This is a genomic window from Collinsella sp. OM04-5 (genome assembly GCF_003439125.1).
Lineage (GTDB): Bacteria > Actinomycetota > Coriobacteriia > Coriobacteriales > Coriobacteriaceae > Collinsella.
Genome location: NZ_QSUU01000015.1, coordinates 14,020 through 34,698, shown reverse-complemented (window position 1 = coordinate 34,698; position 20,679 = coordinate 14,020). Strand labels below are relative to the sequence as shown.

Here is a 20,679-nt window from a genome sequence, read left to right as displayed (position 1 = left end):
CCGGGTGCGTGAACTTGCCTGTCTTAGCCTTAATAAGGTATAGGGGAGTTTGGCTCAGGGGTTCCGTGTTGTTCTTCAGCGCAGTATTGTGGGACAGATTTGCTGAGATTGGCGCCTTACACCGCAGAGCGCACGGAAGGCTCTCGATTTGTGTTCTGGCCCCAGAATACAGGGCCTGATACTTACCAACTGTGGCATGGATGTAACATCTGTAGAAATCAACCCTTTTGTTGTCGACCTTTGTAAGAAAAACACTGCCATCAACTCTTTGGATGACGAAACTAGGGTGCTTGAGGGGAGCCTTTACTCCCCTCTGAGAGATGACTCATGTTTTTCGCTTGTCGTTGTGAATCCTCCGTTACTGCCGATTCCGGATGAGATTCCTTATCCCTTCGTTTGAGATGGAGGACAATCGGGTCTGGATAAAACACTTCGTATTCTTAAGGGTGGCGATACGCATTTAGAGAAAAACGGTAAATACTGCTAATAGGGGTGACGACGATGGTGCGGGGGCGACCCGCGATGCTCTCATCAATGCGTCGGATACTTGGGAAATCAGGTCTAGATGCATGTATGATGATGCTGTGTGGCTATTCAATTAATCCGCGTTCCGAATGGGTGCAGGGTATAGCTGCGACATCGTATGCTTTTGACCCGGCGCGATACTCAGATATTTCTGAGGCGGTTGACGAAGTTTATACGCACTATGCCGCGCAAGGCGTTTCGGAAGTTTGCACATCTACGTTACGGGCTTAGGTTTCTTCAAGCGAGCAGGCCGGTTGCGTTATTTCGAGCGATTTTTCTAGTCTAGACGACAAAAGGCAAAGGATTTGATGGGTATAAAACGCGGACGTTTGTGGGCGGATGCTCAAATCTATTGTGGCAATCGGGCGGTTGAAAAAGATATTTCAACCGCCCGATTGCCAGGTTCGTCGGAGGAGATGTCCGATTCCGACTCTCTTGTAGGAAGAGCTTGAGATCGTATTGGCCCAAGGCAATCTTAAAGCAGTCTCATTGGCAAATCTTCGCTCCTGTTGTGTTGAGGTGTAAGGTATCAGTGATTGATGTTTTGTGGCGGGTAGATTGGGGCCTTCCTTGATTCGATGCGTTCTCTCGAGGTTCATCAGAGCAAAAGGGGCTTTCGTCTTCATTGCTATCACGGTGATTGGAACCGCTCTCTCCTATGCCATGCCATACGTGAACGGGAAATTCTTAGATTTTCTTCTCGGTAACCGCAGCGAAAGAGACGCCGTACTCTTCGCGCTCCTGGTTGCGTCAATAGGAGTTTTCTCCACCCTCTTTACTTATTTTGCAGGAACACTTTCCATTCGCATAACCACGAGACTTTCCTTTGATCTTCTCAGGGAGGCCGTCTTGCGTTTTGAAAGAGACGATTACTTGGTGAGTCGGACCATCGATCCAGCCTATACAACGCAACGGATTATTTCCGACTCTAGCGTGGTCTCATCCTTCGTTTTGGCGAATTTTATCAGTGCGCCGCTGTCCATTGTAGCCATTCCCATCGTATTGCTTATCATATGGTCAATTGATTCAACTCTCGCGGTGTTTTCCATCATTCTCCTCATCGTGTATTTCTGTGTAATTACTGGGTTGAGGAAACTTTTGTATAGGGTCACGTATGAGAAGAAAGAGGCGGACAGCGCCTTTTACGCCGCAATTGCATCGCAGCTTAATCAGATTCTCAACATTCAACTGACATCTTCGTACGGCAAGAGCGAACAAGCGCTCGACGCTGGGTTTAAGAGCTATTTTCCCAAAGTTTTGCGCTCCGGAAAGCTATCATATTCTCTGACATCGCTCGATGGTCTTTTCGCAGCGTTGTTTCAAGCGGTGATACTTGTTGTTTCCGGAGTACGAATCATTAACGGAACTATGTCAATAGGCGAGTACACTATCATCGGTACATACTTCGCGGTTCTCTTTAAGACTTTGAAAAGTATGATGTCATTGTTCAAATCCTATCAAGATGCCAAAGCATCATGGGATAGGACGGCTATCGCGACGAGAGAAAAGGAGAGATCGGGGTGGAATCGGACCGATTTAGCTAAACTCGATGAAATAAATGACATTTCGGTATCTGATTTGGAATTCTCGGTTGCCCTTCCAGACGGATCTGTCCGAGAGGTCCTCGGCGGGTTTTCTTTCAAGTTTTCCGGTCCTGGTACATATTGCATAGTTGGGGAAAACGGAAGAGGCAAGACGTCACTTCTTTACTTGATGCTCGGGCTATACTCATCGAAAGGCAAAGTAAAATACAACGGCGTGCCAATCGAAGAATGCGACTTGGATTACATACGTGCGAGAGAGATATCGTGCTGCCCACAGTCGTGCTTCGCGCCGGACGAAACGGTGAAAGAGCTGTTAGAGTATTTCGACACGCCCTTTTCTTCCTATCACCGGGGTGTAGATGGCCTACTTTCGCTGGAAAACAGCGTGAAGGAGTTGCTCGGGAAACGTTGCTCCGCGCTTTCGGGCGGTGAGCTGCGCCGAGTGTACTTATGGTCGGCGATTTCACGCAAGTCGTCAGTTTTGGTACTCGACGAGCCCACGACTGGGTTAGACGCTGTAAGCCGCGCCGAGCTTGCGGCCTATGTTAAGCGCAACAAGCAAAGCCAGCTGATCATCATTGTCTCTCACGATGACGAGATGGTCGGCGCGGTAGAAGGGGTAGTGGATTTAGGCAGCATGTACCGGGGTAAATGCTGACAAGTGTAGTGCTACCCAACTGACAGAGATAACAAAAAAGCGATGCAGATGCACGTAGCATTCAGTCGGTTCGGACTCGGTGCCTTCACGCCATCGCAACGCTTTCAGATATAGTTCTCATTCTCTTACTAAAGGAAACTTTAGTCTACGTTGTCTTGTCGAGACAGAGGTGAAGCGAAGTGTTGTCGCGACGTATCTTATTCCAGGTGGCTCAGTATCATCGTGAGAATCACACCAAAGTGTACTTACAATTCTCGTGTCCCACGGACAACATGAGCTGAGCATTGAGGTTCCACCCTTTGCTGCAACTACACGGGGTTGGACGGCAATGAATATGCCGGGCCGCATGCCACGCGCAGCGGGGGTCCATGCCCCAGTATGTTGCCTACAGCAGCCTCGATGTCCACGCACACATCATCTCTGCCTTCGTGTTCAATCCGTTTGCCGGAGAGTGCGAGGGTTACAAGGCCGTAGAATACGAGCCGAACAAATGAAATGCGGTATCGACGCATAGGATTAAACTGACGATTGCTTTGCACCGAAAATACGCCCGGAAAGCCGCTATGGGTGGCGGCCCGGGTTAAATTGAGAGGCCCGTCCGATCACTTTCATGTGACGAACGGTCGGGCTTCTTATTCCACTTGCCAATGCTCGGCTCATATTGGAAGAAAGCTACGCTAATGTTTGCGTGATACTCCTATTTTTTCCGAAGAAAGAATCGGATAATGAAGAATAACAATAAAAAAGGTGCCAGATATAAAGCAAGTACAAAGGTTAATCCAACGAGACCTTGCAATAATGGCATAACTCCTCCCAGACACGAGATTTTGGTATTTGTCCCCATCTTATTTTGAATTGGACCAAATAGTTCCTAGACACAAAAACTACTCGTCAACTGGATCGCACCAATCTGCTGGCAAAACACAGCTTGATTCTTTATCGACATAGCACCAATCCGCAACAGGGCACTCGGCGATGTCGTAAAAATTGCATATATCAACTCCAAGACAACAAGGCTCAACGGGAGTATGTTCATTTGAACCAACAGGATGGATATGCTTCATAACAGCTCCTCACCTTAATCCAATTAGAGACTACGTTTGATCAATGCCACAGTGATCTACAACGCAGATGCTGCCGCCATCCATGTCATAGTCGCAGTAATCGTATGCACCACAGCCATCTGCTTTATCATAAACAGTACAGATGTCAGTAATGCCCAAGAGGCAGTCAAAAGACATCGGCTTCACGCCTGCCTCGTCGCCACTTCCTGGATTAATCGGATGAATATGCTTCACGACTACCTCCCTTTGAGTGCAGAAAAACCTCAATATTGTGTATAACAAACCAAGATGTCTAGTTCACCATATTTCTAGAATGGTTTCGGCGAACGTAGCAATAAGCTTCGCAGACGGTAATCAGAAGAACGAACACCTCCACAATGGTGACAGCAATGCGCTGAACCGCTTATTCCGATACAGTAGCTTCTCGTTGATTTTTCTCCTGCGAAGATGAGTGGCGGGAAATAAGGTCAAAAGCCATCTCGTAGCACATTTTTCTATATTCACATGATGCAGGGTGTAGACTCTTGGGCAAGTAGCCGTGCTCGTCTGCAGCCTCCCAGCTACAGCCCCCACCACAGAAAGACCGAGCCCAACAGTCCGTACAGTCAATTCTTTTTTCGACACCCTGACTCCAGTTTTCAATATACCTAGTTTCGTCAATTCCGGTGACGATGTTGCCCATTTTGAATCGCATCATCCCGACAAACCTGTGACAGGGGTATACGTCCCCTTCGGGAGTCACGGAAATAAAACGCCTGCCAGCCCCGCATCCGACAAAGGCGATCCTGTTGCTCATAATCAAATCAACTGCAGTTTTCAATGTTCTAAACAAGGGCTTTTCCCCTTGATCAATCTGTTTGAGATATTGATCCGCCAAATCTATTAGGCCCGCCCTGATTTTGTTTAATGAGTGTTCGTCGAGTTTGATATTCTCATCGAATGAGCTCACGGGCGAGAAGTAAATCCTTCTGAAGCCCATCTCTTTAAACTGAAGATAGTCTTCAACAAGGTTACAGTTATTATTTGTTAAGGTCGCTCTTGCGCCGAAGGGGAACGACTCGGAAAAACGACGAACGTTTTTGTCGATATCGGAGAAAGAGCCGCCTCCCGTCTTGTACGGGCGCGATGCATCGTGCTTGCATCCTGTACCATCGAGACTAATCAGAACAGAAAACCCGTGCTCCTTGAAAGAATTCACAGCAGTGTCATTCAAAAGCGTTCCGTTGGTCGTAATAGAATAGGTAAAGTTTCTATTGGGGTATATTCTTTTTGAATAGTCGACCGTTTTCCATATCAGCGGCTCGTTAATCATGGGTTCCCCACCAAAAAAGACGATTGCAAGCGTTTCGTTTTCCGATGAACTTGCGACGAGGTAGTCGACCGCCTTGAAGGCTATCTCGTCTGTCATCAGCAGAGGAGACGTTCCATAATCTCCTTTACCGGCAAAACAGTAACTACAACCAAGGTTGCATGCATGTGAAACGTGGAGTTCGATGGATCTAAGTTTTCGAGGCGTGTCTTTTGTTAAGAAAGTCCGCTCAGACAATCGTTGATACTCATCAATGTCGTCTTCAAGTTCTGCTATGGTCGTTTGGTCGTAGCCTTTCGCAGCAAGTGACTTTGTTAGCAACTTCGAGTTGACCGTTCTTCCCGATGCTTCAAATATGCGAAGCGCATCTTCTGATGCTTGGTCAACCTGAAAGCAATTGCGAGTGACCTCATCGAAGCAGTAACGACGATCACTTACTGAGAAAAAATGCATACGTTCCTCAATTTCATGCTGGACTGGCACTAACCTTGTTTATTGTTACGCAGCTATAAAAAACCACCAGCGGGGATTCGGTGTGCGGCCCAATCGGACTCCCAAAAGGTTCTATTTGAGACTGGCAAGCTTTGTGTTGTTGGCACTTCGACAGCGCTCTTTATTCCAACATGGAGCCTCGCAGTTTGAGTCGACTTGCCTCTGGAAGGTCCGATCTCAACTTGATTTAGGATGAAAACAGATTACAGGCGCGCTCCTCTAGAAAGAAAGGAAACCAATCGCCGCCTTTCACCAGGAAAGTTTTTATAGCCCACCTCGAGCAAAATGAAAGATGCGAGAGCGATTGGGGAACAACGCGAATCTCCCCTTTTGGGTGGGAGCGAGCCTTCAGCCACCGGCGAACGACTCGCCCTGGTCAGAATCTGGAAGTGGTGCCGGGCCGCTTGGGCCTCCCCGGTGACTTCGTGGGGCTTACCTGCCTGACGTCGAGGAGTACATCCGCAAGATTCGTTCCCTATGCCGTTTGCTCTCACGCCCGCCTTGGTTCCAAGTCGGGCGAGCACGAGGTCGCGCCGGCGCATCCGCTGGGACTGCTGCGCGTGCAAAACGGCTACGCGGTGAGCGTCCCGCGCTGGATTCAGCCGAGTGAGGAAGGCGTCGAGATCGGCGCGCTGGCAACGGGGGAGGGCGGCATCACCGATGTGGGCGATGACGTTTCGGCTCGCCATGCCCACGTGTGGTGCGATGACCAAAATGTCTGGTACGTTGAGGACCTGTCGTCCACCAACGGAACCGTGGTGGTAAACGACGCGACGAACGTCTGCACCCAGGTCGAGCCCGGCCGCTCCGCCCAGCTCAACCCCGGTGACGAGCTCAAGCTCGGAGAATCCACAACCTACGCCATCCTCCTCGGCGCCCTCTGACTCATCTCCTAAATAAGTTGCGGTGAAATAGGGGCTGTTTAAGGCTACGGCCGGCAAAAACAGTTCCTATTTCACCGCAGCTGCCATTTGGTCCCTCGGTGACGGAAGGATCAATTTTGCCCTTGATGGTCACCCAAGGTAAACCTTTACCGCCCGCCTATATTTGCCGAAATTACACTTGACGGCGGGGTACAATAAACCCGCATGCGGATTTCCGTTGCGGGCGCTTCCCATCGCCGGGGCGTGCCCGGGAGCATCCGGCATGCGGCCTTTGCGGCGCTCGGTCATGTGCAAGACGGGTAGCTGGGCTTGTGGAGCGCGTGCAGCCCTCCTCGCCTCGGCATGCCTTCTCTCCACGCCATGTACCTGCTGCTGAGCCTGCCTGCCAGATGATTGGAAGCAACAGCGAAAATCCCATCACGCCAACATCCCGGCGATCGCCGGGGCCTGTATACCTATATGAGAGGAGAGGGGTATATGGCGCGTAAGTTTAAGTCTATGGACGGCAACGAGGCGGCCGCATATGTTTCGTATGCGTACACCGAGGTAGCGGGAATCTATCCCATTACGCCGTCCAGCCCGATGGCCGACCATGTCGACCAGTGGGCGGCCCAGGGTCGCAAGAATATCTTCGGCACCCCGGTCAAGGTCGTCGAGATGGAGTCCGAGGCAGGTGCAGCCGGTACCGTTCACGGTTCGCTGGGCGCCGGTGCTCTGACCACCACCTACACGGCTTCTCAGGGTCTGCTCCTGATGATCCCGAACATGTACAAGATCGCGGGCGAGCAGCTCCCGGGCGTCTTCCACGTCTCCGCGCGTTGCGTCGCTTCCCACGCCCTGAACATCTTTGGCGATCACTCCGACGTCATGGCCTGCCGCCAGACCGGTTTCGCCATGCTCGCCGAGGGCAACGTCCAGGAGGTCATGGACCTCTCGCCGGTGGCTCACCTTGCCGCCATCGAGGGTAAGACCCCGTTCCTTAACTTCTTCGACGGCTTCCGCACCAGCCACGAGATCCAGAAGGTCGCCATGTGGGACTACAAGGATCTGGCCGAGATGTGCGACATGGACGCCGTCCAGGCTTTCCGCGACCACGCGCTCAACCCTGAGCACCCGCACACCCGCGGCAGCCACGAGAACGGCGATATCTTCTTCCAGAACCGTGAGGCCTGCAACAAGGTCTACGACGAGCTTCCCGCCGTCGTCGAGGGCTACATGAAGAAGATCAACGAGAAGCTCGGCACCGATTACGGCCTGTTCAACTACTACGGCGCTCCCGATGCTGATCGCGTCGTCGTGTGCATGGGCTCCTTCTGCGACGTGCTCGAGGAAGTCATCGACTACCTCAACGCTCACGGCGAGAAGGTCGGCCTGGTCAAGGTTCGCCTGTTCCGCCCGTTCTCCATCAAGCACTTTGTGGACGTTCTCCCCGAGACCGTCCAGAAGATCGCCGTCATGGACCGTACCAAGGAGCCGGGTTCCATCGGCGAGCCGCTCTACCAGGACGTCGTCTCCGCTCTCTACGAGGCCGGCAAGACGGGCATCAAGGTCGTCGGCGGCCGTTATGGCCTGGGCAGCAAGGACACGCCTCCCGCGTCCGCGTTCGCTGTCTTCGAGGAGCTCAAGAAGGACGAGCCCAAGCGCGAGTTCACCATCGGCATTGTCGATGACGTGACCAACCTGAGCCTGCCCGAGGCCGAGGATGCGCCCAACACCGCAGCCCCCGGCACCATCGAGTGCAAGTTCTGGGGTCTGGGTGGCGACGGTACCGTCGGCGCCAACAAGAACTCGATCAAGATCATCGGCGACCACACCGACAAGTACGTCCAGGCCTACTTCCAGTACGACTCCAAGAAGACCGGCGGCGTCACTGTCTCGCACCTGCGCTTTGGTGATTCCCCGATCCGCTCGCCGTACTACGTGACCAAGGCCGACTTTGTCGCTTGCCACAACCCCAGCTACATCGTTAAGGGCTTCAAGATGGTCCGCGACGTCAAGCCGGGCGGCACCTTCCTGGTCAACTGCCAGTGGAGCGACGAGGAGTTCGCCGAGCACATGCCCGCCGTGGCCAAGCGCTACATCGCGAACAACAACGTCAACGTCTACCTGATCGACGCTATCGACCTGGCGGCCAAGGTCGGCATGGGCAAGCGCACCAACACGGTGCTCCAGTCCGCCTTCTTCGCGCTGGCCAAGGTCCTGCCCGCCGAGAACGCCCTGCAGTACATGAAGGACGCGGCTACCAAGTCCTACATGAAGAAGGGCCAGGCTATCGTCGACGCCAACCACAAGGCCATCGATGCCGGCGCTACCGCCTTCCGTAAGTTCGAGGTTCCGGCCGACTGGGCTACCGCCGAGGATGCCGCTCCCGTCGAGCTCTCCGAGGAGACCAAGTCCGCTATCGCCCAGCAGGTCAAGAACCTGCTCGAGCCCATCGATCGCATGGACGGCGACAGCCTGCCTGTTTCCGCCTTCGTCGATTGCGCCGACGGCCAGTTTGAGCTGGGCGCCTCCGCATACGAGAAGCGCGGCGTCGCCGTGGTCGTTCCCCACTGGGACGAGACCAAGTGCATCCAGTGCAACCAGTGCGCCTACGTGTGCCCGCATGCCACCATCCGTCCGTTTGCGATGACCGAGGACGAGGCTGCCGCCGCGCCCGAGGCTACCCGCACGCTCGACGCCATGGGCCCCAAGGCCAAGGGCATGAAGTTCACCATGGCTGTGTCCCCGCTCGACTGCATGGGTTGCACCAACTGCGTCAAGGTCTGCCCCAAGGGCGCCCTCGAGATGGTTCCCACCGAGCAGGAGATGGACCAGCAGCCCGTTTGGGACTACATGGTCGAGAACGTCTCCGAGAAGAAGGAGCTCATCGCGGCCAACGTCAAGGGCAGCCAGTTTAAGCAGCCCTACCTGGAGTTCTCTGGCTCCTGCGCCGGCTGCGCCGAGACCGCCTATGCACGTCTGGTGACCCAGGTCGCCGGCGACCGCATGTTCATCTCCAACGCCACTGGCTGCTCCTCCATTTGGGGCAACCCCGCTGCCACCGCTCCTTACTGCAAGGACAAGGACGGTCACGGCCCGGCGTGGAACAACTCCCTGTTCGAGGACAATGCCGAGCACGGTCTGGGCATGGCCGTTGGCTACGAGGCCGTTCAGCGCAAGCTGATCGCCGCTACCCAGGACATCATCGCTGCCGATGGTCCGTCCGATGAGCTCAAGGCTGCCGGCCAGGCTTGGATCGACTCCGTCAACGACGCCGAGGCCTCCAAGACCGCTGCCGCTGCCTACGTTGCCGAGCTCGAGAAGTGCGGCTGCGATGCTTCCAAGGCGATCCTCGCCGACAAGGCTTACCTCACCAAGAAGTCCTTCTGGATCTTCGGCGGCGACGGCTGGGCCTACGACATCGGCTTCGGCGGCCTGGATCACGTCCTGGCTTCCGGCCACAACGTCAACGTCTTCGTCTTCGACACCGAGGTCTACTCCAACACTGGCGGTCAGGCCTCCAAGGCTTCGAACCTGGGCCAGGTCGCTCAGTTCGCCGCTGCCGGTAAGGTGACCAAGAAGAAGTCTCTGGCCGAGATTGCCATGAGCTACGGCTACGTCTACGTGGCGCAGGTCGCCATGGGCGCCAACCCGGCTCAGACCCTCAAGGCCATCCACGAGGCCGAGGCCTACGACGGCCCGTCCCTCATCATTGGCTACAGCCCCTGCGAGATGCACTCCATCAAGAAGGGCGGCATGCAGAACTGCCAGGCCGAGATGAAGAAGGCTGTCGAGTGCGGTTACTGGAACCTCTTCCGCTTCAACCCCGAGGCTGCTGCCGGCAAGAAGTTCTCGCTCGATTCCAAGGAGCCCGCGGGCGGTTATCAGGAGTTCCTGATGAACGAGGCCCGTTACGCTTCGCTGACGCGTTCCTTCCCCGAGCGCGCCGAGGAGCTCTTCAAGGAGAATGAGCAGGCCGCTATGGATCGCTACGCTCACCTGCTGAAGCTCAAGACGGTGTACAACGAGGCCTAGGTCTCCCACCGCAGGATCTGAGGGCTAACCTTCGCGGACGTCCTCGGACATGAAAGAACCCCCGCTGCGCACTACGTGCGGCGGGGGTTCTTTCGTCCTGCGGAGTGTCCGCGAAGGTTAGACCTCAGATCCTGCTACGACTACGTCCTCGGATTGTGGGGCTGAACGAGGGGCGTGGTTGGTGGGGCCTTTTATCCCGGTCGCTGTTTCGCGGCTTTGCCGCGAAACCACGCGCTGCTTTGGGCATAGAGGGGGACCTGGTTGCGGACTCAGATGACCTAGAGAGATATGGGTGCAAACGAGAAATCGTTGTTGGGGTCGTCCTTTTCCATAAACTCATCGAGACAGAATGTCATATAGATTGGAACGTAAAGGATCTTGCCCTCTTTGCAAAGGTTTTCGTGGCTCAGCACAACGGCCTCGGGAATTTTGTACTCGCCCACACTCATCAAACGGTCGAGGGCTGCATGTGCTCGAACTTTCTTGCCCGATTTGACTTCGATTGGGACAACATGCCCGCGGGCACCTTCGATTACAAAGTCGACTTCACCGACCTCACGCGTTTGGTAGTACCACGTATCTGCTCCGAGGGCAACGAGTTCCTGTGCGACCACGTTCTCATAGAGGCCGCCGAGGTTGGGGGTTTTCATGTCAAGGTAGACGGCGCGTGCCGTGCTGCCGGGATACCGCGATGCGAGCATACCTGTATCGGACTCGTATAGTTTAAAGGCCGTCGTTTTCTCCGTCCTCTTGAGAGGACTTCGTGCCTCCGTCACCTGGGGGACCATCAATCCAACGCCTGCGTTCACCAGCCATAGGAAATCCTGCTCGTATTTTTGAAGACGAGCTCCCTCGCCTAGAGACGAGACGATAAAGCGATGGGACTCCGCCTCAAGCTGAACGGGAATTTGCTCGAAAATGGAGCGAACGTTAAACGCTCGAGTCGATGCATATTTAGAGATATCGCTTTTGTACTGATCGACTAGCTGAATTTGAAGCTCACGCGTTCTCACGAGCGAATAGCCCGAATCGATATAGTTCTGAACGACCTCCGGCATGCCGCCGCAAACGATATAGGCTCTAAAGTTTTTGAGCATCGCCTCATGAATATAGTTTTCGACGGGACGTCTCTCGACAAGGCGGCTGCGAATATCTGCAAGCACATTTTCGCTGACGCTGTTTGCCCAACAAAACTCTTCAAAATCCATCGGCCGCATAACAATGTGCTCGACATACCCTACCGGAAAAGAAGAGATCCCCTTAAACTCAGTCCCAAGCATAGACCCCGAGAAGACATAGCTAAAGCGTCCGTCCTCGACCAGCGCCTTCATAAGTGTAACGATCTGCGGATACTCCTGAATCTCATCGACAAAGATAAGCGTATCTCCCTCAACAAGCGGTGCATCCGCAAGAAGGGCCACACGGTTGATGAAGTCAATGGAGTTCTTAGCGCCAACAAGTACGTCTCTTGCCTCGGCATCAAGTAGCAGATTGACCTCATAATACGAAGCGTAGTTGCTCTTTCCAAACGCGCGAATCGCATAGCTCTTGCCAATCTGACGCGCACCGGTAACAAGCAGGGCCTTATGGGAGTTATTCTTCCAGCTCAAAAGCCTATCAGTGACTTTGCGGCGTAGCATTAAAACACCTCATTGACAAAAATTGGCAAATAGATTTGCCCATAATCATACAAAAATTGACAAATAGATTTGACCCAAATCATACAAAAATTGGGAAATAGCAAAGCTCACTTAGGCCTCAAAGCCAGCGAGCCAGCACGGTACTTTGCGAAAAGGCTGGCGGCGCCGTTGTTGAGGGTGGCCAGGTTGACAGTGGCGCCGTTAGCGTTCTCGGCTGCTTGGGCGCGCAGGAGCGAAAGGGCGTCGGCAGCGTTCATGCAGAAGCCGACGGTAAAGTTCCATACTGCGAACTCGCAGTCGCTTGCCGCGGGGTGAAGCGCGATCGGCTATCCCTTATGTTGGATGAAAAGCCCCATGTTTTTGCAGGGGTGCATACTCGTCAAATTAATGTATAGAATCGCGTATAGTGCGAGTAAGATATTGCGCTGTCCGTTTTGTGTTTAGCAAAGATATAGTTTGCATAATCTGGTCTAATCCCTGCTCTATTTAAATAAAGTTGCACGTAAATGGCGTAGATGTGCCTGAACTGGGCTTCTTTACGCTGAGCGGGTAAAATCGACCGTTCGCCGCTTAGGTATTTTCAAAATGAATAAAATGAGCGATAAAGAGAATATAAACCTTAATAAACTCGCGTATCGCACGGACGCGGGTTATTAATGGGTTGTAGGCCTTTTACAGAAAGGATTCCAGCAATGTCTAAGCCTCTTGGCAAGCCCGATCGTATTGTCGTCGCCCTCGGCGGCAACGCCCTCGGCAACAACCCCGTCGAGCAGATCGAGGCCGTGAGCAACACCGCCCACGCTCTCCTCGGTCTCATCGAGCAGGGCAACGAGATCATCATCACCCACGGCAACGGCCCGCAGGTCGGCATGATCCAGAACGCCTTCGCCGCCGCCCACGACGCCATCGGCACCCCCGAGATGCCGCTGCCCGAGTGCGGCGCCATGTCCCAGGGCTACATCGGCTACCACCTGCAGCAGGGCATCGGCCGCGAGATGCACAAGCGCTATAAGCGTTGGCACGCCGCCACCGTCGTCACCCAGATCGAGTGCGATCCGGACGATCCCGCGTTCAAGAACCCGACCAAGCCGATCGGCCCCTTCTACACCGAGGAGCAGGCCAAGGAGTTCATGGCCGAGGATCCTTCCAAGGTCTTCGTCGAGGACTCCGGCCGCGGCTGGCGTCGCGTCGTCGCTTCCCCTGATCCCAAGAAGATCGTCGAGGCTGACTCCATCCTCAACTTGCTCGACAACGAGTTTATCGTCATCGCCTGCGGTGGCGGCGGCATCCCCGTCGTCCGCGACTACGAGAACAAGGGCTGCTACAAGGGCGTTCCCGCCGTCATCGACAAGGACCTGGGCGGCGAGCTGCTGGCCGAGGACTGCGACGCCGACGTCCTGTTCCTGCTGACCGCCGTCGAGCACGTCGCCATCAACTTTGGCAAGCCCAACCAGGAGGAGCTCGAGGACATCACCGCCGACGAGGCCGAGCGCCTGGCCGACGAGGGCCAGTTCGGCAAGGGTTCCATGGAGCCCAAGGTTCGCGCCGCCATCAAGTTCGCCCGTTCCCGCAAGGGCCGCACCTGCATCATCGGCGCCCTGGACAAGGCCGCCGAGACCATGGCCGGTCTCTCCGGTACCCGCATCCACGAGTAGTCTCTACTCTGTTGCCTCTCCCGTGGGCGCCAGGCAAAGCGCCCACAAACTAGCCTCTCTTCATGAGCCCCGTAGTCCGCTCCGGCTGCGGGGCTTTTGCTATCGGTAGTCATTGGGGACAGACTTAAATGAGTGGTCGCCCAATGACTACTCATTTAAGTCTGTCCCCAATGACAAGATCCGATCCAATTAGATGCTCAGGTCATGGGATGCCTGAAACCAGACGATGACTCCGAGAATCCTGATTCGGCGTTTGTCCAGCACAATATCCGGTTCCGATGTGCGATATGAGTAGGATGACAGCATCACTGTGTTCGTGCCGGTGCTATACCGCCGTATGACCACTCTGGAATTATCGGACAAGGCGAGGACGGAGCATCCGTTCCAGGGCTTCAGGTTGGGGTCCACTAGGAGAAAGGATCCCATCGGATAGCATTTGGACATGGCAGATGTGTCCATTTGAACAAAGAAACACCCACGATGTTTTTTGAATACGGATGAGGGGAGCGCCGTTGTTCCGGTCTGCTTAAGTCCTGTTCTGCCTCCATTCATCTGGATTTTAAATACATCGCAAAGGGAGTCAGTAGCAGTTTCCTTGGAATTCGGCTTCCGTCCTCCGTGGTCGAGCTTTGCGGCAAGCCCTGCGGTTTCTGATGCGAGGTCGTCAAGCTGCAGATTGAATTTCGAAACGATCTTGAGCAGTGTCGACCGGCGGATGGCATAGCGGTCCTTTTCCCAACGGCATACCGTTTCTTTGGAGACGCCGACGAGTGCCGCGAACTCCTCCTGCGTGAGCTGGTCGCGCTTGCGAAGCGCCTTTATGTTTTGACCCGTTCCCATGTTATGAAGCGCGGACGAGGGGAAGGCAGAGGCAGTTGGGGCCGCCAAAGCCGTTTGTCAGCTCGAAGATGGAGATGGGAACAAGTTCAATACCGGCCTGCTCCAGTGCCTTGTTCGTCTCGGTGTTCTCTTCGTATACGCAGACCTTGCCGGGCTCCAGGCAAAGCGTGCTTATAGCATTGTTGGTTCTTTCGACCTCTGCCGCTCCGGGATTTGAGCCGCCGCAAGGGATAAATTGCGGTGAACTTAAACCCAGGGCTAATCCCAGCGCTTCTTTTAGTCCGCCTTCGACATGACGCGCCCGGGTTGTCCTTTCCGATCTGCCTCGTGTAATGCAGTAGACCCGCGCTTGGTCCAGGAGCTCCCGGTCAATGAGGAATGTCTCATAGTTAACACGAGCAAAGTATGTGTCGAGATGAATGCAGAGATCATCGTAGGGAACCTCAATGGCCCATACGGACTCAATAGTCGAGTTCTCGTCCCAGAGCAAGTTGTTCGCTAGGGTGTCTATAGCTGCTGGCTCGGTTCGTTGAGAGATGCCAACGGCTACATTTTCGCTGTTGAGGTTGTGAAGGTCGCCGCCTTCAATGTGGTAAGTCGATTCATGCTTGAAGAACTGAGGAGTCTCGCGGAAATCCGGATGATAGTTAAAAATCGTTTTATAGGCGATAACCTCACGGTTGCGCTCTGGCCAGTACATATGGTTGAGCGTGACACCTTCGCCGATGACGCTTGCTGGATCGCGCGTAAACCACATGGTGTTAAGGGGGGCTATGAGAAGGTCGTCGGGTGAGTATGCGTCTCCCGTCAGCTTTGAGAGGCTGAACACCTCCTTGTTCGTGTCGAAGACCTGGGAGTAGCGAACGCCGTTGACGGCTGCCTGGACCAGGTCGCGGGAACCTTCGATATGCTCAAGATACTCGCGAATGGCGGACTCGAGCTCCATGCCCCTCGCGCCGCATTCTGAAATGTAGCTATCGATAAAAGAGCGACGCGCTTGCTCTGTCGCATCAAGGGCTTCGGTAAGAAGGTTCTCGAGATAGAGAATCTCTACTCCTTCGTGCTCGAGCATTGCCGAGTAAGCATGATGCTCCCCAAGAGCCTTTTCAAGATCAAATGAATTGCTAGAAGGGCGTAGCGTAAAGACTTGATTGAACTGGCCGTCGGGGTAGTTGCGCGTTTCGGGGCCGGGGCAGTGCAGCAGGACCCTTTTTAGCTTTCCTATTTCGTTTTGAACATGCAATGCGGACATGTGACCTCGCTTTGGCGATGAGTATTGATCGCTTCCATAGTGTCACATTAGAAGCTTGTTTCAATTTACATCATGTTTGCCACAGGAGAATGGCACGATCCAAGTAAATAAGTGACGTTAAACATCTATCAAAAGTGATAATTGATGAATTACGTCAATCTAAAGTCCGTTTACGGGTCGATGCGCTTCGCTGGCGGGCGAAGAGACGGAAGGGTGTTTTGCGCGATGACACAATGGCTTTGCCGGCAACGAAAAACCCCTGAATTAAGGAGGAGAGATGGCAGAGACAGAAAAGAAGCGCACTCTTCGAGTCCCGCACGTGTACACCATCATTCTCGTCTTGATGGCCGTATTTGCCGTTCTGACCTGGGTCGTGCCTTCGGGTTCGTTTGAGCGCCAGGAGGTTAACGGTCGCGAGGTAACGGTCTCGGGCACCTATGAGCCTGTCGATAAGGTCTATACGGACGAGGACGGCAACGAGGTCGATCTTCGCCAAGGCATCTTCGAAGTACTTGAGGCCCCTGCGATCGGCATCCAGCAAGCGGTCGAGGTCGTTGCATTCATTATGATCGTGGGAGGTTCCTTCCAGGTCATCACGGCGACCGGAGCCATCACGAGCGGCGTCGCCCGAGTGGTGAAGAAGTTCAAGAGCAAGGACGTCCTCATCATTCCGATCCTAATGGTGCTTTTTGCCTTGGGCGGCAGCACCTTTGGTATGGCAGAGGAGACGCTTCCGTTCTTTGCGATTCTTATGCCGATCATGATGGCCATGGGCTTCGACTCAATTACAGCGTTCATGACGGTGTTTGTGGGTGCCCGTATCGGATACATCGCATCTACCGTAAACCCGTTCAACGTCCTGATTTCCCAGGGCATCCTCGGTATCCAGGGCAACCCCCAGCTTTGGTTGCGTACTATCGCCCTTGTCGTGCTCACTGCAGTTGCCATCGCATGGGTTGTGATGTATGCCCTCAAGGTTAAGAAGAATCCCGAGGCATCCCCAGCTTTCCACGATGATATCGAGAAGCGCAAAGAGTTTGGTGCGGACGAGAATCTCCTCGATAGCGAGTTCACCGGTAGGCAGAAAGCCGTTATGGTTATTTTCGTGCTTGGACTTGCCGCCATCATTTGGGGTCTGGTGGCCCAGGGCTGGTACATGAACGAAATCTCTGCGATTTTCTTGGCCATGGCCCTTCTTTCGGGTGTTGTTTCCGGGATGAATGAGAAGGAGATCGCTGGCGAGTTCGTTAAGGGAATTGCAGACTTCGCGTTCTCTGCCATCGTTGTTGGCCTCGCCCGCGGAATCCTCGTAATCGCCAATGACGGCCTCATCATCGATACGATTCTCAACACGCTCGCCACGGCTCTCTCTGGAGTTCCGGCAGTTATCTTTACGAGCATTCTCTACGTCGTGGATAACCTTCTGTCGATCCTCGTTCCGAGCTCCTCGGGCATCGCTGCTCTTACGATTCCCATTTTCGGCCCGCTTGTTGAGCTGATGGGCTTAAACCCCGAGGCTGCAGTTACCGGCCTTTCCATGGGCAGTGCTGCCATGTCTCTCATTTCGCCGACAAGCGCGATGCTCGTTGCCGGTCTTGGCGTCTGTAAGATTCCGCTTGGCCAGTGGTGGAAGGTCGCTTGGAAATTCTTCCTGGTCGTAAGCGTTATCTGCATGGCATTCACTGCGGTTTCGGGTCTTATCCCCCTGCCGTAAATGCAAAACCCCACATACAAGTTGTGAGAAAGAAGGATAGAGATGAACAAAGGACTGAACGTTCATAGCGAGATTGGCGCCCTCAAGAAGGTGTGCGTCCATCGCCCCGGTATGGATCTTGTAAACATGAAGGCGGAGGATTTCGACCGCGTTTGGATTCACGACGCGTTCTATCTGGACTATGCCCAGAAAGAGCACGATCAGTTTACCGGCCTTCTTCGCGGCGCTGGCGCCGAGGTCGTCTATATGGAAGAGCTGCTCGCTGAGACGTTTGACAAAGTCGAGGGCACTCGCGCAGAGTTCATGACGAAGTTCATGGGTGAGTCCGGCATCTCCAACGCGGCCCTTCGCCAGGCCGTTGTCGAGAAGCTTGATTCGATTAAGGACAACAAGGAGTTTGTCCTTGCTGCCATGGGCGGCCTCTACGTTCGCGACCTCGAGATCCCCAAGGTTGGCGGTTCTCTTGCCAGTATGGACGGCGAGGAGTTGAAGGCTGACGATATGGTGCTGTTCCCCATGCCGGCCTCGTATTTCTCCCGTGACCCTCTGGCTGTCGTGGGCAAGGGCGCTACCATGAACCGCATGTACTGGAATCAGCGCAACCGCGAGGTAATCTTCTACGAAACGGTGCTGCGCAACCATCCCGATTACGCCGGTAGCCCCATCTGGTACGACCACAACAGCGAGTGGCATATCGAGGGCGGCGATATCCTCAACATCAACGCCAAGACGCTCGCCATCGGTATTTCCGAGCGCACCCAGACTGCGGCCATCGATGAGCTCGCCAAGAATATGTTCTGGGGTTCCGATGAGGCCGAGATCGAGAACATCTATGCCATCAAGATCCCGCACGGCTACGCCTACATGCACCTCGACACCGTCTGCACGCAGGTCGATCGCGATAAGTTCACGGTCTATCCCGGCATCTACCAGACGCTTCGTGCCTACCGCCTGACCAAGGGCGATTCGGAGGGGGAGGTGCATATCGAGGAGCTCGAGGGCACCCTGCAGCATATTCTCGAGCTTGCGACGGGTATGGACCACATCACCATGATTGAGTGCGGTGGTGGCGATCCGATCGAGGCTTCTCGTGAGCAGTGGAACGATGGTTCCAACACTCTTGCGGTCGCACCGGGCAAGGTCTGCGTGTATGAGCGCAACGTTGTCACCAACGATGCTCTTTACAAGGCCGGCGTCGAGCTGCTCGTCGCCCCCTCCGAGGAGCTTTCTCGCGGTCGCGGCGGCCCGCGCTGCATGACCATGCCGTTCTGGCGTGAGGAAATCTAGTCAGCGTTAGCGTATCTGGGCGGCGCGTGTGCGTCTGCGCCGCCCATCCCTCCTTGTGTGTTCCAACAACCGAAAGGACTCAAATCATGGCTCTTAATCTTTCTGGTCGAAGCGTTCTTACCCTGCTTGACTTTACGTCCGAGGAAATCGAGTACATGCTCGACCTCTCAAAGAACTTCAAGGATATGAAGCGCGCCGGTTATCCGCACCGCTTTCTCGAGGGCAAGAACATTGTCCTGCTGTTTGAGAAGACCTCCACGCGCACGCGCTGTGCCTTCGAGGTCGGCGGTATGGACCTGGGTATGGGCGTGACCTACCTCGACCCCGGCTCGTCGCAGATGGGCAAGAAAGAGTCCATCGAGGATACCGCCCGCGTGCTCGGTCGCATGTATGACGGTATTGAGTATCGCGGCTCCGACCAGTCGATCGTCGAGGAGCTTGCCGCCAAGGCTGGCGTTCCCGTCTGGAACGGTCTGACCAACGAGTACCATCCCACCCAGGCCCTTGCCGACATTCTTACCATGCGTGAGGAGTTTGGTGACACGCGCGGCATGAAGCTCACCTATATGGGCAAGGAGCAGGGCAACGTCAGCGACTCCCTGATGGTTATCTGCGCCAAGCTCGGCATTAACTTCTGCTCCTGCGGACCCAAGGGCGATGTCGAGGGCGCCACGCACTTCGATCCCGAGCTTCTTGAGCGCTGCCAGGAGATCGCCGCTCAGAATGGCTGCACAATCCAGCTTACTGAGGATATCGACGAGGGCGTCAAGGATGCAGACGTGATCTATACGGACGTTTGGGTCGGTATGGGCCAGGCTGAGGAGCTGTGGAAGAGCCGAATCGATCTTCTCTCTCCCTATCGAGTAACGCCCGAGGTCATGGCCAAGGCAAACCCCGGCGCCATCTTTATGCACTGCCTGCCGAGCTTCCACGATACGCAGACCACCATCGGCGCCGAGATTGCCGAGAAGTTCGGCGTGACCGAGATGGAGGTTTCCGATGAGGTCTTTGAGAGCGCGCAGTCTCGTGTGTTCCAGGAGGCCGAGAACCGCATGCATACCATTAAGGCCATGATGTACGCGACGCTTCGCTAGTAGCTGGGAAGTGAACGAACACTATGAGTAAACCGTACGGTAAGCCCGATCGTATTGTCGTCGCCCTTGGCGGCAACGCCCTCGGCAACAACCCCGTCGAGCAGATCGAGGCCGTGAGCAACACCGCCCACGCTCTCCTCGGTCTCATCGAGCAGGGTAACGAGATCATCATCACCCACGGCAACGGCCCGCAGGTCGGCATGATCCAGAACGCCTTCGCCGCCGCCCACGACGCCATCGGCACCCCCGAGATGCCGCTGCCCGAGTGCGGCGCCATGTCCCAGGGCTACATCGGCTACCACCTGCAGCAGGGCATCGGCCGCGAGATGCACAAGCGCTATAAGCGTTGGCACGCCGCCACCGTCGTCACCCAGATCGAGTGCGATCCGGACGATCCCGCGTTCAAGAACCCGACCAAGCCGATCGGCCCCTTCTACACCGAGGAGCAGGCCAAGGAGTTCATGGCCGAGGATCCCTCCAAGGTCTTCATCGAGGATTCCGGCCGCGGCTGGCGTCGCGTCGTCGCTTCCCCCGATCCCAAGAAGATCGTCGAGGCTGACTCCATCCTCAACCTGCTCGACAACGAGTTCATCGTCATCGCCTGCGGTGGCGGCGGCATCCCCGTCGTCCGCGACTACGAGAACAAGGGCTGCTACAAGGGCGTTCCCGCCGTCATCGACAAGGACCTGGGCGGCGAGCTGCTG

Annotated in this window: 16 protein-coding genes and 1 pseudogene; 10 read left to right on the top strand and 7 right to left on the bottom strand. The window is 54.9% G+C overall.

From position 1 onward, the window contains the following. Window positions 1-133: 133 nt before the first annotated feature. The 3 genes and pseudogenes from DXB53_RS10220 to DXB53_RS10185 all read left to right on the top strand — a co-directional run. Window positions 134-400 (top strand): annotated as a pseudogene (locus DXB53_RS10220) (methyltransferase); the annotation flags it as partial. A gap of 695 nt (window positions 401-1,095) precedes the next feature. Next, window positions 1,096-2,727: an ABC transporter ATP-binding protein gene (locus tag DXB53_RS08925; protein ID WP_055310069.1), complete on the top strand. Its 1,632-nt coding sequence runs from the start codon at window positions 1,096-1,098 to the stop codon at window positions 2,725-2,727. A gap of 368 nt (window positions 2,728-3,095) precedes the next feature. Continuing rightward, on the top strand, window positions 3,096-3,221 hold the full coding sequence (locus DXB53_RS10185) for a hypothetical protein (protein ID WP_255413194.1): 126 nt from the start codon (window positions 3,096-3,098) through the stop codon (window positions 3,219-3,221). Between the two features lie 390 nt (window positions 3,222-3,611). Here the strand turns inward: DXB53_RS10185 and DXB53_RS09905 are convergent, their stop codons facing one another. The 3 genes from DXB53_RS09905 to DXB53_RS08920 all read right to left on the bottom strand — a co-directional run bounded on the left by DXB53_RS09905 (window position 3,612) and on the right by DXB53_RS08920 (window position 5,553). Then, entirely contained in the window at window positions 3,612-3,791 is a 180-nt protein-coding gene (locus DXB53_RS09905; RefSeq protein ID WP_128620790.1) for a hypothetical protein, read from the bottom strand. Window positions 3,792-3,821: 30 nt separating this feature from the next. Then, entirely contained in the window at window positions 3,822-4,025 is a 204-nt protein-coding gene (locus DXB53_RS09900) for a hypothetical protein (RefSeq protein ID WP_124785779.1), read from the bottom strand. Between the two features lie 169 nt (window positions 4,026-4,194). Further along, complete coding sequence (locus tag DXB53_RS08920) at window positions 4,195-5,553, bottom strand: radical SAM protein (protein ID WP_082421808.1); 1,359 nt, start codon at window positions 5,551-5,553, stop codon at window positions 4,195-4,197. A 431-nt stretch (window positions 5,554-5,984) separates the two neighbouring features. On the opposite strand from DXB53_RS08920, the gene DXB53_RS08915 reads away from it, so the two are divergent. Beyond that, window positions 5,985-6,476 (top strand): FHA domain-containing protein, encoded by a 492-nt coding sequence (locus tag DXB53_RS08915; RefSeq protein ID WP_187365023.1) that lies wholly within the window; start codon window positions 5,985-5,987, stop codon window positions 6,474-6,476. Window positions 6,477-6,953: 477 nt separating this feature from the next. Continuing rightward, complete coding sequence (gene nifJ, locus DXB53_RS08910; protein WP_117584184.1) at window positions 6,954-10,493, top strand: pyruvate:ferredoxin (flavodoxin) oxidoreductase; 3,540 nt, start codon at window positions 6,954-6,956, stop codon at window positions 10,491-10,493. 278 nt (window positions 10,494-10,771) lie between these two features. Here nifJ and DXB53_RS08905 read toward each other — a convergent pair whose 3' ends face one another. Further along, on the bottom strand, window positions 10,772-12,133 hold the full coding sequence (locus DXB53_RS08905) for an ATP-binding protein (RefSeq protein WP_117584183.1): 1,362 nt from the start codon (window positions 12,131-12,133) through the stop codon (window positions 10,772-10,774). A 107-nt stretch (window positions 12,134-12,240) separates the two neighbouring features. Further along, on the bottom strand, window positions 12,241-12,390 hold the full coding sequence (locus tag DXB53_RS09980) for a hypothetical protein (protein ID WP_156333784.1): 150 nt from the start codon (window positions 12,388-12,390) through the stop codon (window positions 12,241-12,243). Between the two features lie 435 nt (window positions 12,391-12,825). On the opposite strand from DXB53_RS09980, the gene arcC (DXB53_RS08900) reads away from it, so the two are divergent. Next, window positions 12,826-13,788, top strand: a complete 963-nt coding sequence (gene arcC, locus DXB53_RS08900; protein ID WP_055310076.1) for a carbamate kinase — start codon at window positions 12,826-12,828, stop codon at window positions 13,786-13,788. Window positions 13,789-13,977: 189 nt separating this feature from the next. Here the strand turns inward: arcC (DXB53_RS08900) and DXB53_RS08895 are convergent, their stop codons facing one another. Together DXB53_RS08895 and DXB53_RS08890 are read right to left on the bottom strand one after the other, a co-directional pair. Further along, window positions 13,978-14,628 carry a LexA family transcriptional regulator gene (locus tag DXB53_RS08895; protein ID WP_117584182.1) on the bottom strand — a complete coding sequence of 217 codons (651 nt, stop codon included), beginning with the start codon at window positions 14,626-14,628 and terminating at the stop codon, window positions 13,978-13,980. Between the two features lies 1 nt (window position 14,629). Beyond that, window positions 14,630-15,880 (bottom strand): arginine deiminase family protein, encoded by a 1,251-nt coding sequence (locus DXB53_RS08890; RefSeq protein WP_117584181.1) that lies wholly within the window; start codon window positions 15,878-15,880, stop codon window positions 14,630-14,632. A gap of 277 nt (window positions 15,881-16,157) precedes the next feature. On the opposite strand from DXB53_RS08890, the gene DXB53_RS08885 reads away from it, so the two are divergent. The 4 genes from DXB53_RS08885 to arcC (DXB53_RS08870) all read left to right on the top strand — a co-directional run. Continuing rightward, the gene (locus DXB53_RS08885) at window positions 16,158-17,594 is read left to right on the top strand and encodes a YfcC family protein (RefSeq protein WP_187361863.1); all 1,437 of its coding nucleotides are present in this window, start codon (window positions 16,158-16,160) and stop codon (window positions 17,592-17,594) included. Window positions 17,595-17,636: 42 nt separating this feature from the next. Beyond that, window positions 17,637-18,881, top strand: a complete 1,245-nt coding sequence (locus tag DXB53_RS08880; protein ID WP_117584180.1) for an arginine deiminase family protein — start codon at window positions 17,637-17,639, stop codon at window positions 18,879-18,881. Between the two features lie 86 nt (window positions 18,882-18,967). Continuing rightward, on the top strand, window positions 18,968-19,975 hold the full coding sequence (gene argF, locus DXB53_RS08875) for an ornithine carbamoyltransferase (protein ID WP_117584179.1): 1,008 nt from the start codon (window positions 18,968-18,970) through the stop codon (window positions 19,973-19,975). A gap of 23 nt (window positions 19,976-19,998) precedes the next feature. Continuing rightward, on the top strand, window positions 19,999-20,679 hold a 681-nt coding region (arcC, locus tag DXB53_RS08870; RefSeq protein ID WP_147330907.1), incomplete at its 3' end, for a carbamate kinase.

What these genes read in the sequence shown, in the direction of transcription:
- DXB53_RS10185 (WP_255413194.1), top strand. Translation starts at nt 3,096, where the DNA reads ATGCCCCAGTATGTTGCCTACAGCAGCCTCGATGTCCACGCACACATC.
- DXB53_RS09905 (WP_128620790.1), bottom strand. Translation starts at nt 3,791, where the DNA reads ATGAAGCATATCCATCCTGTTGGTTCAAATGAACATACTCCCGTTGAG.
- DXB53_RS08920 (WP_082421808.1), bottom strand. Translation starts at nt 5,553, where the DNA reads ATGCATTTTTTCTCAGTAAGTGATCGTCGTTACTGCTTCGATGAGGTC.
- nifJ (WP_117584184.1), top strand. Translation starts at nt 6,954, where the DNA reads ATGGCGCGTAAGTTTAAGTCTATGGACGGCAACGAGGCGGCCGCATAT.
- DXB53_RS08905 (WP_117584183.1), bottom strand. Translation starts at nt 12,133, where the DNA reads ATGCTACGCCGCAAAGTCACTGATAGGCTTTTGAGCTGGAAGAATAAC.
- DXB53_RS09980 (WP_156333784.1), bottom strand. Translation starts at nt 12,390, where the DNA reads ATGAACGCTGCCGACGCCCTTTCGCTCCTGCGCGCCCAAGCAGCCGAG.
- arcC (WP_055310076.1), top strand. Translation starts at nt 12,826, where the DNA reads ATGTCTAAGCCTCTTGGCAAGCCCGATCGTATTGTCGTCGCCCTCGGC.
- DXB53_RS08895 (WP_117584182.1), bottom strand. Translation starts at nt 14,628, where the DNA reads ATGGGAACGGGTCAAAACATAAAGGCGCTTCGCAAGCGCGACCAGCTC.
- DXB53_RS08890 (WP_117584181.1), bottom strand. Translation starts at nt 15,880, where the DNA reads ATGTCCGCATTGCATGTTCAAAACGAAATAGGAAAGCTAAAAAGGGTC.
- DXB53_RS08885 (WP_187361863.1), top strand. Translation starts at nt 16,158, where the DNA reads ATGGCAGAGACAGAAAAGAAGCGCACTCTTCGAGTCCCGCACGTGTAC.
- DXB53_RS08880 (WP_117584180.1), top strand. Translation starts at nt 17,637, where the DNA reads ATGAACAAAGGACTGAACGTTCATAGCGAGATTGGCGCCCTCAAGAAG.
- argF (WP_117584179.1), top strand. Translation starts at nt 18,968, where the DNA reads ATGGCTCTTAATCTTTCTGGTCGAAGCGTTCTTACCCTGCTTGACTTT.